The following is a 15,884-nucleotide window of genomic DNA, read 5'->3' on the forward strand; positions in this document are numbered from 1 at the left end:
TAACTATTACTAAATTTTATGAAAGACTATTAGGTATTTTTGGTCAAATACAATTATTTTAGTTTTTCAATTTAAGACACTAGATTATGAATAATATACCGAGCGTAGATTTGGCAGATTTTTTATCTGATGACCCCTCACGCAAGCAGAAATTTGTCAACGAAATAGGAAGAGCATACGAAGAAATAGGTTTTGTAGCACTTAAGAATCACTTTTTAAGTGATGAATTAATAGAAAATTTATATAAAGATATTAAGTCATTTTTTGATCTCCCTGTAGAGACAAAAGAGAAATATGAGATCGAAGGTCTAGGTGGACAACGTGGATATACTTCTTTTGGAAAAGAACATGCAAAAGGAAAGAAAGAAGGTGATTTAAAAGAGTTTTGGCATTTTGGTCAAGAACCAGATAAAGATGCTAATTTAAGTGAAGATTATCCGCCTAATGTTATTGTCAATGAATTAGACAATTTTAATGCTACCGGAATGGAGACGTATCGAATGTTAGAAAAAACAGGGATATACGTTCTTAGAGCCTTAGCTATATATATAGGTATTGATGAACATTATTTTGATCATTGGGCAAGTAATGGTAATAGTATTTTAAGACCTATTCACTACCCTCCTATATCTGAAGAACCTAAAGGCGCTGTAAGAGCTGGAGCTCACGGAGACATTAACCTGATTACTTTATTAATGGGAGCTTCTACAGGAGGATTACAAGTACAACGTAAAGATGGAGAATGGATTGATGCAATTCCTCAAGAAGATGAATTGGTGATCAATGTTGGAGACATGCTGGAGCGACATACTAATAATAAATTAAGATCTACAATACATAGAGTAATAAACCCTCCCAAAGAACAATGGGGAAAACCAAGGTATTCAATTCCGTTTTTTATGCACCCTAGAAGTGATATGAAACTTAATTGTTTAAAAGAATGTATTACCGAAGATACCCCTAAACAGTATGATGATATTACTGCAGGAGAATTTTTACATCAAAGATTGGTAGAAATTGGATTAATAAAAAAGTAATTGGTAGTTTCGAAGATTACCTTTATAACAGAATAATTATTTTCTCATGGATATACAAGATCAACTTAAAAACTTGTTCCCTGATCATAAATTTGAAGAAAAAGAAATCTCTAATGATAATGCTGAAGATAAAATATGGATGCAGGATGACCCAATCATATGCAAATATGAAAAAAGAAAAGGTAAACCTATAACCATATTAGAAGGATACACAGGAGCTGATGAAGATTTTAAAAAACTTGCAAAAGAACTAAAAACAAAACTTAGTGTTGGAGGAAGTTTTAAAAATGAAAGCATCATTATCCAAGGAGATTATCGTGATAAAATCATGGATATACTTAAAGAAATGGGGTTTAAAGTAAAACGTGTAGGAGGATAACATTCAAAGTTTATATAATTCCCCAATAGTTTTATTGGGGAAGATTTTAAAATACAAGAAGATTTAAATAAATATTTTTTGGGGGAAAGAACATTACATATCACCAATGGAGATAGTATCACGCAACGTTTGCAAGAATTAAACCTTGTAAAGGGAGAATTTCTCATTTGGCGTGAAATGTTATGTGAAGGCCCAACTACAATTAAAATTGCATCAGAAAACTCTATACAGATACGAAAAGCATTTTTTGAGAAATATTATAGAATTACTCCTGATGATTATGAGGAGAAATTTGTGTCTCAAATTAAAAAGTTAGAAACAATAAAAGAATATGATCAAATTATATTATGGTTTGAATATGATCTTTTTTGTCAGATTAATATGATTGCCGCCATAAGTATTTTACTTGATCATAAAATTGAAGAAATCCCGATATATCTGGTTTGTAGCGGTCGAATAGAAAATGAAAAAAAATGCCTAGGACTTTCAGAATTATCTGATAATCAACTAAAAAATCATTATCTAAACAAAATTAAACTCACACTTGATGATTTAGAACTTGCTTCTCATGTCTGGACATTATATTGTGAATCAAACCCCAAAAAAATAGCAGGACAAATCAAGAAACAATCTTCTTTTGAATACTTATCCATTTGCTTAAGAGCTCATCTTCAACGTTTTCCTAATATGCTCACAGGACTTAATGTACTAGAGCATAACATTTTGGAAATGATCGAAAAATATCAAATTAAAAATGTAAAACAATTGATGGGATATGCATTAGAATATCAAGGGTACTATGGATATGGTGATATGCAAATGAAACGAGTAATTGCTCGACTTTTTCAGTTTTTGGATCAAACCAAAGATCGTCTTGTTTTAACTGATAGAGGAAAATTAGCACTAAAACATCAAAAAAACTTTTACAATACTCAAAAACTGGATTGGTATTATGGAGGTGTCAAAAAATACGATTACCTCTATAATGATCAAACACACTCTTTATTAAAATTATAATATGGCTATAGCCCAATCAGAACTAATCCTTAATAACGATGGTAGTATATATCATCTAAACCTTAAGCCAGAACATCTGGCAGATACTATCATAACCGTAGGAGATCCAGATCGTGTGAGTCAGGTAACACAATACTTTGATCGTGTAGAATTTAGTATTCACAAAAGAGAGTTTCATACACAAACAGGTACTTATAAAGGAAAAAGAATAACTGTTATATCCACAGGTATTGGTACAGATAATATCGATATTGTTTTTAACGAATTAGATGCGTTGGTAAATATTGATTTGGACAGTCGTAGAGTGAAAGAAAAGCATACTAGTTTAGATATTATTAGAATCGGTACTTCTGGAGCTATACAAAATGATATTCCTATCAATAGTTTTATAATTTCAGAAATAGCAGTAGGTTTTGACAGTCTTTTACATTTTTATGATAGTACTGATGTACAGCTACCAGAATTTTCAAAAGCTCTTATAGAACACCTGGATTGGGATGCTAACAAATCTGTTCCTTATACTGTGACATCTGATAGTGATCTTACTGATTACTTATTAAGCGATAAAATTAAAAAAGGGGTTACTATAACAAATGTTGGTTTCTATGGCCCGCAAGGTCGGGTACTAAGATTACCTCTTCAGGATGATAAGCTCAATCAAAAAATAGCCTCTTTTATTCACAACAATAAAAAGATAACTAACCTTGAAATGGAAACTGCTGGAATTTACGGAATGGCAAAACTTCTAGGGCACCGAGCGGTATCTATGAATGCTATACTTGCCAATCGATCCACTGGAGAATTTAGTAAAGACCCAAAAATAGTGGTTGATCAACTTATACAATATACTTTAGACAAAATTTCAAGATTGTAAAACCATCATAATTTTAAAAACAAAATATTCTTAAAGGTATAGTTTTCAAAAACTAACCTTTAACTGATAATTTCTACCTCATTTCAACCCAATTTAATGTTGGTCTGATTTACCACACCATTTAATCAAAATCCTAAATCATCATTAAAAAGTGGTTTTACCTGATTATCAACACATAACACTGTGATAATAAAATCATCATAGATAAAAGATCAAACCCTTCTTAATTAGCAAGAGTTTTTCTAAAAAGAATCTTTTAGAAGAAAAAAGTACACTTTCAGAAAGAAAAGAAAAGCAGGTCAGCTCCTAATCGACATCTTTACCAATGTATTACAAATAAACCTGTTATGCATTTACTATTTCCCAAATGGTTACTCCAAGATGGAGCAGTAAGGAAAGAATTCAAAAACAAAACGATTTATCAAATAATAAAATAACCTCAAATAACTAAATCTTAATCCAGATCTTTTATAAAGTTTTCTAGTAAAAGTGAAAGAATTAGGGTTTTAAAAATTAAAAATTATGAAAAAACTTTTAGCATCATCTATTTTACTTTTTATGTGTTACACACTGCAAGCACAAAAATCTTTCAATCAAATGCTTGTAGAACATGAGACAAATAAGACATTGTTCACCTACTTTGACTATAACAAAACAAAATCAGATACCGAAAACAAAGATATTTTATCAAAAGGGGATTATAACGAAATTACTTTTGGAACCTGGGTCACCAGCGGAACGGGGCCTAAAGAGTTTGACAATATCATTGGAGGGATTACAAAATCTGACGGGCCAATGGATTCAAGAACCATAAACGTTGATCAAAGAGGTACTGTCAAATATGATGATGATGTTTTTCCTGCTTATTTAAGGCATAAAGAAACAAAAAGAGCATATCCTTTTGGGTGGATTGTTCTTCCTGATGCTATTATTCGTGTGTATAATTTAACAGAAGATGCTTCAACATTTGATATTGGCGAAGTATACTTAGCAAATGGAGGCAATACAGGATATAAGATTTTTGACAGATTAAACACAACATCATCTGATAACTCAGACGACACTAATTCTAAAAAGAAAAAGAAACGTAAAAAAAAGAAAAACAAATCAACTACATTAGTTCTAGAAGGTATAAATCTTAAAAATATCATTAGTGAGTATATAACAAATATTCGTAAAAAAAGAAAAGCTTACACTCCAACCGAAGACGAATTAAATCGCCATAGAAGATTAATGGGTTGGTATGGAGATACTGAAGCAACTAATAATAAATACTGGGCAGATAGAAAAGCTAAAGAAAATGCAGATAAAAAAGGCCGATTACTATACAAGAAACAAATCATAGATGCCGGTTATGTTAGAAGTTCTGGAATGAAGGTATTTATATTAGAAAATAATAGCGGATTCAAAAAATGTTTTTACAAAGGCTCCTCCTCTTCTGAAACCTGTCTGGAAAATGGAAGTTTTGAAGTGTTAGATATTGGAACAGATATCTATAAAGCAATTAAAAACGGAGATAACTTCTCAAAAGGAGAACAGTTGATCGATGGTCATGATGCCGCAGGAACTACAGTTAGTTTTTAATAAATTGATAATTGTTCCTGGCAAATACATTTATCACTGTTTAACCAGATAACGACATAACAAAAAAGGATAGAAACTTAATCTATCCTTTTTTAATATAGTATTTAGGGGCATCTTATAGAAATATTCACCTAAAAAAAGATGAAATATTATCCAAATAATATTTTAAGACTAATCAATAAGTTAGCTAGTAACAATACAGCCACAAAAACAACAATTCCATTCTCTAAAGGGTTATTTTTTAACCTTGCAACTTTAACATAAACATTTTTATTCTTAAAAAGATTCTTTTTCATAGCAATATTGTTTTTACTTTGCTTTTAATTTATACCAAATATACCTTCTTTTGGAAGAAGAATATTTCAAAGATAAACAAAATAATTATATTTCATCGTTTAAAAACAAAAATAATCGACGAAATACAATTTTAGAATCGTTTTTAGTTAAAAAGCATGTTTAGAATTAAAATCGGAGGTGTTCCTGAACATTTCAATTTACCTTGGCATCTTGCCATTGAGAATGGCAATTTTTTAGAAAAAGGTATTCAATTAGACTGGATTGACTATCCAGGAGGAACTGGAGCCATGAGTGAGGCTTTAGAAAATAAAGATATTGATATCGCTATATTATTAACAGAGGGTATTGTAAAAGAAATTATCGAAGGTAATACCACTAGAATTGTTCAAACATATATTGGTACTCCCTTGATTTGGGGAATTCACGTTGGAGCAAAATCAAAATACACTGATCTTTCGGAGTTAAAAAACACAAAAGCTGCTATTAGCAGATACGGATCGGGTTCTCATTTAATGGCATATATTAATGCACAATATCAAAATTGGGATACAACAGATCTTCAATTCGAAGTTGTTAAGAACCTAGAAGGTGCTATTAAAGTTTTGACTCATGAAGAAGCAGATTATTTTATGTGGGAACATTTTACAACAAAACCTCTAGTTGATGAAGGAACTTTTAGAAGAGTTGCAGATTGTCCAACGCCGTGGCCTTGTTTTGTTGTTGCTGTTAGAGAAGATGTTTTAAGAACCAATAAAAACCAAATACAATCCATCCTGGAAGTGATAAATACTATTACTTCTGATTTTAAAGAAATTCCGGATATCGATAAAACTTTGGCTAATCGATATGATCAAAGACTTGAGGATATTCAAAAATGGCTTACTATAACCGAGTGGAGTCAATCTCAAATTGATGATAACATCTTACAAGAAGTTCAGGATCAATTATTCAAACTTGATATTATTGATAAAAAAATTCCTCCAAAAAACATCAAATTCTCACTGTAAAAGGATGCAAAATATGATCAAATTGTAACCCAGAGGTTATAAAATCATCTTTTTTTACTGTAAACAGTAGGGTTTTTCACTTCTTAACCGTTATATAAATAGAACATAACCTATAAGGTATTCAAAAAATTTAGAAAATCATTAACATTTTCGAATACCAAAAGGGATTTTGTCGATCAAATCCCTAATAACGGTTGTTTGAAGGTTTTACCGTATTTAATAACTAAAATATTTTTGTACATTTGCAGTGCCTACCCCCAAATAAAATAAATTAGTTATTGACACATACGCAACCAATTAACAACCGATGTATCTAATAATTAACGAACGAATCAATTATGGTAACTTTCTTGCTTATACTAGGTGGATTAATAGTATTTAACTTCCTTTTATTAAAATTCAGTATGCAATCAGTAGATGCTGATAAAAAGAAGCTAAAAACTAAAAACAATCAAATCACTAACAACAACGCTAATTCTCAGAAAACTAAATCGACTGGAATTCCTAAAGCTGCGTAGTACTTAATCGTACTGCACTACCAGTCTATTAATATCTGGTTAGTTTCTTTGAGATATGCATTGGCTTTGCTAAAATGCTTATTCCCGAACCAATACCCTCTATTTGCGCTTAATGGTGATGGATGACCGCTAGTTAGTACACAGTGTTTTGAACTGTTAATCTTTGCACCTTTTTTCTTTGCGTAACCTCCCCAAAGCAAAAAAACAACATTTTCCTTTTTATTTGAGATAGTTTGAATTACAGCATCTGTAAAATGTTCCCAACCTTTTTTTTGATGTGATCCTGCCTGATGCGCTCTTACAGTAAGTGTTGCGTTTAATAATAAAACTCCTTGCTTGGCCCATCGTTGCAAATTTCCGTTTGAAGGAAAAGGATTACCAATATCAGATTCGATCTCTTTGAAAATATTTATCAGTGATGGAGGCATATCAATTCCATCATTAACAGAAAAACATAAACCATTGGCTTGTCCAACACCATGATAAGGATCTTGTCCGATAATAACGACTTTAACATCATCAAAATTACAATAATCAAAAGCCGAAAAAATCTCAGAACCTTTAGGGAAACATTTTTGAGTTTTATATTCTACCTTTACAAAATCCGTCAATTGGGTAAAGTAAGGTTTGTTAAATTCTTCTGTAAGTTGCTGTTTCCAACCTGATTCGATATTTACATTCATACACTTAGTAAAAAAATATAGCAATTATGTACTTTTGCCTCGTTGCAAAAAGTGAAATATAACCCAAAAAAAGGGTAAAAAAAAGTATGATCCGCATTTCTCAAAAAACTCTTGATGACTTAGAATTTGATACTATATTAAATCATATTGCAGAATTCTGTAATACAGATTATGGTAAATCAAAAGCATTACAAATTGTTCCTTTTAGCACCAAAGAACATCTTAACGTCGCACTACAACAGGTAGCCGAATACAAATCTTCGTATTTTAATGACACTCGAATTCCTAACCATGGTTTCGACAACATTGACAGAGAAATTCAATTATTAAATATTGAAAACACTTTTCTAGAAGCTTCAAATTTAAAACGATTAGTTTCAATCAGTTTAACTACTAATGAACTATTAGTCTTCTTTAGAAAAAATACCGAGCTATACCCTGTTCTCCATCAAACTTCTTCTCAAATACGATTGACTAACGAAGTAATTAATCTTATTGATGCCGTCGTAGACAAGTTTGGTGAGATTAAAGATAACGCCTCTCCTACTCTTAGTAACCTAAGAAAGGAGATCAACTTTATTCAAGGAAAATTAAATGGAAGTTTTGGTAAAGATTTAACCAGATACAATAGCCTGGGATACCTAGACGAAATCAAAGAAAGTGTTGTTGATAACCGAAGAGTTCTAGCTGTAAAAGCTATGTATCGAAGAAAGGTTAAAGGAGCAATTATGGGCAACTCTAAAACCGGTAGTATTGTTTATATTGAACCCGAAGCTACATTACAATTTAGTAGAGAGCTAAGTAACTTACAGTATGAAGAACGTGAAGAAATTGTAAAGATTCTTAAACAGCTGACTGATCAATTACGCCCATTTATAGAACTACTACAGCAATATCAAGAATACCTGAGTGATATTGATGTCGTTTCGGCAAAAACAAAATATGCAGAGAAGTTAAATGCTACGTTACCAAAAATTTCTGAAGATCGAGAACTTACTCTTAAAGATGCTTACCATCCTCTCCTTTATCTTAATAATAAAGCCAAAGGAGAAAAAACACATCCGCAAACAATTTCTTTAAATCAAAATAATAGAATCATTGTTATTTCTGGACCCAATGCAGGAGGTAAAAGTATTACTCTAAAAACAATTGGTTTACTTCAGATAATGTTACAAAGTGGTATGTTAATACCTGTACACGAGTACAGTAGAATGTGCCTTTTTGACGTTATTCTTACAGATATCGGAGATAACCAGTCTATAGAAAATCATTTAAGTACGTATAGTTATCGTCTTAAAAACATGAATTACTTTTTGCGAAAATGTAATAGCAAAACGCTCTTTCTTATAGATGAGTTTGGCACTGGTAGTGATCCCGAACTTGGAGGTGCCCTAGCCGAAGCTTTTCTTGAAGTATTCTACGATCGAGAATCTTTTGGAATCATCACAACTCATTATGCTAATTTAAAGATGTTGGCAAATGAGCTTCCAAATATGACCAATGCAAACATGTTGTTTGATTCCAGAACACTAGAACCCTTATTTAAACTCTACTTAGGAGAAGCAGGAAGTTCTTTTACTTTTGAAGTAGCACAAAAAAACGGGATTCCTTATAGTTTGATTAACAAAGCCAAGAAAAAAGTAGAACGCGGCAAAATACGTTTTGATAAAAGTATAGCCAACCTCCAGAAAGAAAGGTCTAAGCTTCAAAAAACTACTTCATCTCTTAAAACCAAAGAGCAAAGAGCTGAAGAAGAAAAAGAACGTCTTGAAAAGACGAATCAACGTATACAGCAAAAGCTTGAGAGCTATCAGGAATTATATGACAGTAATCAACGTATGATTTATCTAGGACAAAAAATAGATGATCTGAGTGAAAAATATTTTAACAATAAGAAGAAACGAGATCTTATTAATGAATTCTTGAAAATTGTTGAGGTAGAAAACTCTAAACGCAAAAAAGAACCCGTTAAGAAACGTAAAGCAGCAAAAGCTAAAGAGCAAAGAATTGTAAAAGAAGTAGAGAAAAAAGTTGAAGTAATACGAGAGAAGAAAAAAGAAGAGAAAAAGCGAGAAGAAAAAATTATAGAGCAAAAACCAAAAAAAATATTAAAGATTGGGGATCGTGTTAGAATGATAGACGGAAAATCTGTTGGTACTATTGATAATTTAGAAAAAGGAAAAGCTGTTGTTAACTATGGAATTTTTACTACAAATGTTGCAGTCGACCAGCTTGAGTTTGTTGAGCGTTCCAAGTAATTACTAGCTTTATACGTTAACTCTTAATTCTAATTTTTATATCAAGAATGTAGCCATATCATTCCTGTTAAAGTATCCTTAAACCATAATTCTGAGAGTTATATCTTTATATATTTGACGAAATTCCATTAAAAATTGCACCCAATATTATGCGACAATTACTTCTCATCGTTAGTATCTGTATCCTATTGCCATTTACAACGAATGCGCAAAAACCAAAGAAACCGAACGCAGCAGAAATCCACGAATCTATTAAAAAACTTAATTTTTTAGGTTCTGTATTATATGTGGCAGCGCATCCTGATGATGAAAACACAAGACTTATTTCATATATGTCTAATCAAGTAAAAGCGAGAACCGCATATCTTTCTTTAACTCGTGGTGATGGTGGGCAAAATCTTATTGGACCAGAAATACGAGAATTATTAGGTGTTATTCGTACCCAAGAGCTACTAGCTGCGCGAAGAACAGATGGTGGAGAACAATTTTTTACTAGAGCAAATGATTTTGGGTATTCTAAACATCCTGATGAAACTTTAAGTATTTGGAATAAAAAAGAAGTACTTAGTGATGTAGTATGGGCAATACGTAAGTTTCAGCCTGATGTAATTATCAATCGCTTTAATCACAGAACTCCAGGTACTACACATGGACATCACACCTCTTCTGCCATGTTGAGTATAGAAGCATTCGATCTAACAAATGATAAAACAGTATATCAAGATCAACTAAAATATGTTGATACCTGGCAACCCAAAAGATTATTCTTTAATACTTCCTGGTGGTTTTATGGTAGTAGAGAAAACTTTGAAAAAGCAGACAAAACTAACATTCTTGAGCTAGAAACAGGAGTATATTATCCTTCTTCTGGACTTTCTAATACAGAAATAGCATCATTAAGTCGTAGTCAACATAAGTCTCAAGGATTTGGGAGTACAGGTACCAGAGGAGCACAAACTGAATACATTGAGTTAATAAAAGGAGAATTACCAAAAGATAAAATCAATATTTTTGAAGGGATTGACACTTCCTGGAACAGAGTAAAAGGAGGAAAAGCTATTGGAGATATTTTATATCAGGTAGAAAAGGATTTTGATTTCAGAAAACCTTCTAGCTCTATCCCTCAATTAGTAAAGGCGTATCAATTAATTCAGCTATTAGAAGATAAACATTGGAAAGAAATTAAATCCAGAGAAATTAAAAATATTATTGCTGCCGCTTCTGGTCTTTATCTTGAAGCTGTGGTAACTGAACCAAATACTACCAAAGGAAGTGAGATCAATCTAAGACTTGAAGCTATTAACCGAAGCGAGTGTAATATGACTTTAAAGTCTATCTCAATTGATGCTATTGGTATAAACGATGTCTCAGAAAAAGGTCTTATAAATAATATCAGAAACAACTTTGAATTTAAAGGATCAATTCCTGCTAATTATGAATACACTAATGCCTACTGGCTTAATAAAAAAGGTACTTTAGGAATGTATGACGTTAGTGATCGACAAATGATTGGTAAACCTGAAACTGATCATAGCTTAAGTGCAACCTTTACAATAGATATCGAAGGAGTAACTATACCTTACATCAAAAATGCTGTTTATAAAACTAATGACCCAGTAAAAGGTGAAATATACAAGCCATTTGAAATTATTCCTGAAGTTTCAGCTAGGATAAAAGATAAAGTGATCATTTTTGCAAATGGCCCATCTAAGCAAATTCCTGTGACTATAAAAGCTGGCAAACCTGGAATAAGCGGTACCGCTTCTTTATCACATCCTGAAGGTTGGCAGGTATCCCCAAAAAATATAGATTTTAAATTATCACAAAAAGGAGAAGAAAAAACAATTGTATTTACACTTACCGCTCCAAAAAATCAGAGTGAAGGATATATCATTCCAAAGCTTAACGTAAACGGAAATACTTATTCAACAGACGTTGTAACAATAGATTATGATCACATTCCTTTTCAAACAGTAATACTACCTTCAGAAACCAAGGTTGTACGATTGGATATTAAAAAGAAAGGTCAAAACATTGGATATATTGAAGGCGCAGGAGATGTTGTTCCAGAAAGTTTACGACAAATAGGATATCAGGTAACTTTATTAGATCCTGAATCTATTACACTAGAAAAGCTACAATCTTTTGACGCGATTGTCGTAGGTATTAGAGCTTATAATACCGTTGAAGAATTAAAATTCAAACAGCAGTATCTTTTAAAATATGTAGAAAATGGTGGTAATCTCATCGTTCAATACAATACTAGTCACCGTTTAAAAGTTAAGGAAGATTTAGGTCCATATCCTATAAAGCTATCGAGAGATCGAGTTACAGATGAAAATGCAGAAATAACTTTTCTTTCTCCAGAGCACCTGGTTTTAAATTCGCCAAATAAAATTACAGAAGCTGATTTTAAGGGATGGGTTCAAGAACGTGGATTATATTTCCCTAATGAATGGTCAAAAGAATACATCCCTATTCTAGCATCTAATGATAAAGGAGAATCCGAAAAGAAAGGACCATTACTAGTGGCAAAATATGGCAAAGGGTATTATGTATATACTGGATTAAGTTTCTTTAGAGAATTTCCTGCAGGAGTTCCCGGAGCTTATCGTCTATTTGCCAATATGCTATCCTTAGGGAAATAGCAAATACAAAAGAACAAAACAACACCAATAAGAATATGAACGGACCTAGTGGAAAAATTGTTTGGAAAAAAATATATACTGCTTTACTTATTGTTAATGCAATTTATATTTTGATATTCTACTTAATCACCAATGCATATTCATGATAATATCATTTTCATTATCTCATTATTCATTAACCATTTGATTAATTAGCATATGCAATTTATAGACTGGATAGTACTAGCCGGAACTTTATTATTCATCGTTTTATACGGTGCCTGGAAAACAAGAGGTAGCTCTACCGTAAAAGACTACATTCGTGGAGGTAATGAAGCAAAATGGTGGACAATTGGATTATCCGTTATGGCCACGCAAGCCAGTGCGATCACATTTCTTTCTACACCAGGACAAGCATTTCATAGCGGAATGGGATTTGTTCAATTCTATATTGGAGTTCCACTAGCAATGGTGATTATATGTACAGTATTTATACCGTTATATCATAAATTAAACGTATATACTGCCTATGAATATCTCGAAAGTAGATTTGATCGAAAAACAAGAACACTTACCGCAATTTTCTTTCTAATTCAAAGGAGTTTAGCAGCAGGGATTACAATATTTGCTCCTTCTATTATTCTATCTGCAGTATTGGGCTGGAATCTTACTATACTCAATATAATCATTGGTTTACTAGTTATCATATATACTGTTTCGGGTGGTACAAAAGCTGTGAGTGTTACTCAGAAGTATCAAATGGGGATTATATTTTTTGGAATGTTCGTCGCCTTTTTTATCATCTTATATTATTTACCAGACGGAATTACTTTTTCTAAAGCATTAGATATTGCAGGTGCTAGTGGTAAAATGGAGGTTCTTGATTTCTCTTTTAACCTAAACAACAGATATACATTCTGGACAGGAATCATTGGAGGAACTTTTCTTGCCCTCTCCTATTTCGGTACAGATCAAAGCCAGGTACAACGTTACCTTTCAGGAAAATCTTTAAAAGAAAGTCAATGGGGTCTTTTGTTCAATGGTTTACTAAAAGTACCTATGCAATTTTTTATTCTACTGGTAGGTATAATGGTATTTGTTTTTTATCAGTTTAACAATGCTCCTTTAAACTTTAACCCCGCAGCAAAAGAAGCCATAAGTTCTTCAGCATATCAACAGGAGTATACAGAATTAGAGAATAAACTAACTGAGATTCAACAGGAGAAAGAAGATTTTATAAATAATCATATTTCTGCCAAAGAAGCAGAAAGCATAAGGAAATCTGATGCTAAAAATTATATCAAGAAACTTAATACAGAAGAAACAGAAACACGTGAAGCTGCTAAGGCTCTTATAACTAAAGCTAATCCCGAAATTGAAACTAATGATAAGGACTATGTTTTTATTCATTTTATCCTCAATAATCTACCTAAAGGATTAGTTGGTTTATTACTAGCAGTAATATTATCAGCAGCAATGTCTTCTACCGCTTCAGAGCTAAATGCATTAGCCTCAACTACAGCAATTGATCTATATAAACCCAATATAAAAGGAGAAAAGAGCGAAAAACACTATGTATTAATTACAATGCTTTTTACTTTATTATGGGGACTATTAGCTATTTTTGTGGCCTGCTTTGCCAACTTATTTGACAACTTAATACAATTAGTTAATATTATTGGTTCCGTATTTTATGGCAATGTTCTAGGTATTTTCTTACTCGCCTTTTTTGTCAAATTTGTAAAAAGCAATGCTACGTTTATTGCTGCTATTATCACTCAAGTAGTTATCATTTTTGTATGGTGGCAAGATTGGCTTCCTTTTCTTTGGTTAAATGCTTTAGGATGTGGTATTGTTATGTTCTTAGCTATACTTCTTCAAGGAGTTACTCCAAATAATCAAAGCCCAGAACAAGAAGGATTAACAGCATAAAGAATTAAAAAAAAACACGCCTGATATTGACCTTTAGCTAAGAAATAGAAAAGGCGATGTACTAATTAATGTATTACAATTATAATACTAATGATGTACTATTGCTTCTTTTAGATATAAAGAAAGATTCTTTTGAAATATATGATATTTCTTAATAACATCAACGATCTCATTATCACCAATACTCTTGGAGAATATCACAGGGTTTTGAACGGTATTTAAAGTTTTATCAATGGTTTTTTTGAGCAAACGACCATAATCATCTAGTTCTAAAAACTGTTCATACATATCAGAAGTACAGGGAGCACAACGATATGAGTGTAATCTGGATAACATTCTAGAAAGTTCGCTATCCATAAGACTTAGTTTTAAATAATGAGGTTCTCTGTTTAACGAAGTCTTTGAAGGGGTACTAATGTTTTTCATTACAGTGAGGTTTTAATTAGCGAGTAAAATAAATATAGGGAATTATCCCCAAAACATCAAATACTAGATCAATTGCTTAGAAATATTTATCTGTATATCAATAAATTGGGGTAATTATTGTCATTATGACAAAAAAATAATCAGTACAAATTTCTCTAAAATAGAATGTATTATAAATTTAAGCTTTTAACTATTTTTGATTTGATCAATAAAAAATTATGAATCAGGATAAAAATGTAAAATGGGGAATATTGGGATGCGGTAAAATAGCGCATAAATTTGCAAAAGACTTAATGTCAATCCCTAATGCAATTATATATGCTACAGCCAGTCGTAATCTTCAAAAAGCAAAAAATTTTGGGAAAGCATATAATAGTGTAGTTTTTTATGGTTCTTATCAAGAATTAGCTCAAGATAAAAATATAGATATTATATACATTGCTACTCCACACGTATTCCATTTTGAAAACACCATGATGTGCCTTCATCATAGCAAAGCCGTTTTATGTGAAAAGCCTTTTGCCATGAATATTAAACAGGTAGAAGAAATGATAGTTTTAGCAAAAAACAAGAATGTATTTTTGATGGAAGCACTTTGGACTTATTTTCTTCCCCATTATCAATATGTTCTAAATGTTATCGCATCAAAAGAACTAGGTGAAGTAAAAAGTTTAAAAGCTGATTTTGGTTTTGCTTCAGATTTTGATGCAACAAGTAGAGTATTCAACAAAAAACTAGGAGGCGGAAGTTTACTAGACGTAGGGATATATCCTCTTTTTGCAGCGCTAAGTATTTTAGGCTACCCAGAAGAAATTGAAGCAAAAGCTCATATAGGAAAAACCGGTGTTGATGAAAACTGCACTATGGCACTACAATATAAAAATGGAGTTCAAGCATCTTTGTTTAGTGCCATCGATGAAGAAACTACTACTACCGCTAATATTCAATTTGATAAGGGAAGTATTTATATTCATAGTCGTTTTCATGAACCCTCCTCCATTACAATTCAAAAAGATGGTATATCAGAAACTATTCACTTCGAAGTACTGACAAATGGGTATAGTTTTGAAGCCATTCATGCCCAGGAAATGTTACTTAATGATAAAACTGAAAGTACCATTATGACTTTTGAAAAAAGTCTTCAGTTGATTCAATTATTAGATACCGTTCGAAACAAAATCGGGTTACATTACACGTAACTAAAAATAAATACCAAAATGGATTTAGACAATTTTACATTACAAA

14 protein-coding genes are annotated in these 15,884 nt (G+C 31.8%); 11 read left to right on the top strand and 3 right to left on the bottom strand.

Features of this window, described 5'->3' with window-relative positions; all coding sequences use genetic code 11:
* Nucleotides 1-86: 86 nt before the first annotated feature.
* The 5 genes from U0D62_RS11840 (at nucleotide 87) to U0D62_RS11860 (ending at nucleotide 4,891) form a co-directional block, all read left to right on the top strand.
* Nucleotides 87-1,037, top strand: a complete 951-nt coding sequence (locus U0D62_RS11840; protein WP_322287500.1) for an isopenicillin N synthase family dioxygenase — start codon at nucleotides 87-89, stop codon at nucleotides 1,035-1,037.
* Nucleotides 1,038-1,083: 46 nt separating this feature from the next.
* Nucleotides 1,084-1,416, top strand: a complete 333-nt coding sequence (locus U0D62_RS11845; protein ID WP_322287501.1) for a translation initiation factor — start codon at nucleotides 1,084-1,086, stop codon at nucleotides 1,414-1,416.
* A gap of 78 nt (nucleotides 1,417-1,494) precedes the next feature.
* On the top strand, nucleotides 1,495-2,433 hold the full coding sequence (locus tag U0D62_RS11850) for a DUF1835 domain-containing protein (protein WP_322287502.1): 939 nt from the start codon (nucleotides 1,495-1,497) through the stop codon (nucleotides 2,431-2,433).
* 1 nt (nucleotide 2,434) lies between these two features.
* Nucleotides 2,435-3,307, top strand: a complete 873-nt coding sequence (locus U0D62_RS11855) for a nucleoside phosphorylase (RefSeq protein ID WP_322287503.1) — start codon at nucleotides 2,435-2,437, stop codon at nucleotides 3,305-3,307.
* Nucleotides 3,308-3,829: 522 nt separating this feature from the next.
* Nucleotides 3,830-4,891: a hypothetical protein gene (locus tag U0D62_RS11860; RefSeq protein WP_322287504.1), complete on the top strand. Its 1,062-nt coding sequence runs from the start codon at nucleotides 3,830-3,832 to the stop codon at nucleotides 4,889-4,891.
* Nucleotides 4,892-5,040: 149 nt separating this feature from the next.
* Here the strand turns inward: U0D62_RS11860 and U0D62_RS11865 are convergent, their stop codons facing one another.
* On the bottom strand, nucleotides 5,041-5,187 hold the full coding sequence (locus U0D62_RS11865; protein ID WP_322287505.1) for a hypothetical protein: 147 nt from the start codon (nucleotides 5,185-5,187) through the stop codon (nucleotides 5,041-5,043).
* A 156-nt stretch (nucleotides 5,188-5,343) separates the two neighbouring features.
* Between U0D62_RS11865 and U0D62_RS11870 the strand changes: the two genes are divergently transcribed.
* Nucleotides 5,344-6,195, top strand: coding sequence for a substrate-binding domain-containing protein (locus tag U0D62_RS11870; protein WP_322287506.1), 852 nt, complete (start codon nucleotides 5,344-5,346; stop codon nucleotides 6,193-6,195).
* Between the two features lie 338 nt (nucleotides 6,196-6,533).
* Nucleotides 6,534-6,713, top strand: a complete 180-nt coding sequence (locus U0D62_RS11875) for a hypothetical protein (protein WP_322287507.1) — start codon at nucleotides 6,534-6,536, stop codon at nucleotides 6,711-6,713.
* Between the two features lie 17 nt (nucleotides 6,714-6,730).
* On the opposite strand, the gene U0D62_RS11880 is transcribed toward U0D62_RS11875, so the two are convergent.
* Nucleotides 6,731-7,396 carry a uracil-DNA glycosylase gene (locus tag U0D62_RS11880; RefSeq protein ID WP_322287508.1) on the bottom strand — a complete coding sequence of 222 codons (666 nt, stop codon included), beginning with the start codon at nucleotides 7,394-7,396 and terminating at the stop codon, nucleotides 6,731-6,733.
* Nucleotides 7,397-7,482: 86 nt separating this feature from the next.
* Between U0D62_RS11880 and U0D62_RS11885 the strand changes: the two genes are divergently transcribed.
* From U0D62_RS11885 to U0D62_RS11895, 3 genes are all read left to right on the top strand, one after another.
* On the top strand, nucleotides 7,483-9,654 hold the full coding sequence (locus U0D62_RS11885; protein ID WP_322287509.1) for an endonuclease MutS2: 2,172 nt from the start codon (nucleotides 7,483-7,485) through the stop codon (nucleotides 9,652-9,654).
* A gap of 149 nt (nucleotides 9,655-9,803) precedes the next feature.
* Complete coding sequence (locus U0D62_RS11890) at nucleotides 9,804-12,302, top strand: PIG-L family deacetylase (protein ID WP_322287510.1); 2,499 nt, start codon at nucleotides 9,804-9,806, stop codon at nucleotides 12,300-12,302.
* 198 nt (nucleotides 12,303-12,500) lie between these two features.
* Nucleotides 12,501-14,213: a sodium:solute symporter family protein gene (locus tag U0D62_RS11895; protein WP_322287511.1), complete on the top strand. Its 1,713-nt coding sequence runs from the start codon at nucleotides 12,501-12,503 to the stop codon at nucleotides 14,211-14,213.
* 87 nt (nucleotides 14,214-14,300) lie between these two features.
* On the opposite strand, the gene U0D62_RS11900 is transcribed toward U0D62_RS11895, so the two are convergent.
* Nucleotides 14,301-14,639, bottom strand: a complete 339-nt coding sequence (locus U0D62_RS11900) for a hypothetical protein (RefSeq protein WP_322287512.1) — start codon at nucleotides 14,637-14,639, stop codon at nucleotides 14,301-14,303.
* Between the two features lie 218 nt (nucleotides 14,640-14,857).
* On the opposite strand from U0D62_RS11900, the gene U0D62_RS11905 reads away from it, so the two are divergent.
* A complete protein-coding gene (locus U0D62_RS11905; protein WP_322287513.1) occupies nucleotides 14,858-15,838 on the top strand; it encodes a Gfo/Idh/MocA family protein in 981 nt (326 codons plus the stop codon).
* The last annotated feature ends 46 nt before the right edge of the window (nucleotides 15,839-15,884 follow it).

It is taken from the genome of Aquimarina callyspongiae, assembly GCF_034322225.1.
GTDB lineage: Bacteria > Bacteroidota > Bacteroidia > Flavobacteriales > Flavobacteriaceae > Aquimarina.

Excerpts from the sequence above, each read along its gene's own strand:
- U0D62_RS11845 (WP_322287501.1), top strand. The coding sequence starts at position 1,084 with ATGGATATACAAGATCAACTTAAAAACTTGTTCCCTGATCATAAATTT.
- U0D62_RS11840 (WP_322287500.1), top strand. The coding sequence starts at position 87 with ATGAATAATATACCGAGCGTAGATTTGGCAGATTTTTTATCTGATGAC.
- U0D62_RS11865 (WP_322287505.1), bottom strand. The coding sequence starts at position 5,187 with ATGAAAAAGAATCTTTTTAAGAATAAAAATGTTTATGTTAAAGTTGCA.
- U0D62_RS11875 (WP_322287507.1), top strand. The coding sequence starts at position 6,534 with ATGGTAACTTTCTTGCTTATACTAGGTGGATTAATAGTATTTAACTTC.
- U0D62_RS11880 (WP_322287508.1), bottom strand. The coding sequence starts at position 7,396 with ATGAATGTAAATATCGAATCAGGTTGGAAACAGCAACTTACAGAAGAA.
- U0D62_RS11860 (WP_322287504.1), top strand. The coding sequence starts at position 3,830 with ATGAAAAAACTTTTAGCATCATCTATTTTACTTTTTATGTGTTACACA.
- U0D62_RS11905 (WP_322287513.1), top strand. The coding sequence starts at position 14,858 with ATGAATCAGGATAAAAATGTAAAATGGGGAATATTGGGATGCGGTAAA.
- U0D62_RS11855 (WP_322287503.1), top strand. The coding sequence starts at position 2,435 with ATGGCTATAGCCCAATCAGAACTAATCCTTAATAACGATGGTAGTATA.
- U0D62_RS11890 (WP_322287510.1), top strand. The coding sequence starts at position 9,804 with ATGCGACAATTACTTCTCATCGTTAGTATCTGTATCCTATTGCCATTT.
- U0D62_RS11885 (WP_322287509.1), top strand. The coding sequence starts at position 7,483 with ATGATCCGCATTTCTCAAAAAACTCTTGATGACTTAGAATTTGATACT.
- U0D62_RS11870 (WP_322287506.1), top strand. The coding sequence starts at position 5,344 with ATGTTTAGAATTAAAATCGGAGGTGTTCCTGAACATTTCAATTTACCT.
- U0D62_RS11900 (WP_322287512.1), bottom strand. The coding sequence starts at position 14,639 with ATGAAAAACATTAGTACCCCTTCAAAGACTTCGTTAAACAGAGAACCT.
- U0D62_RS11895 (WP_322287511.1), top strand. The coding sequence starts at position 12,501 with ATGCAATTTATAGACTGGATAGTACTAGCCGGAACTTTATTATTCATC.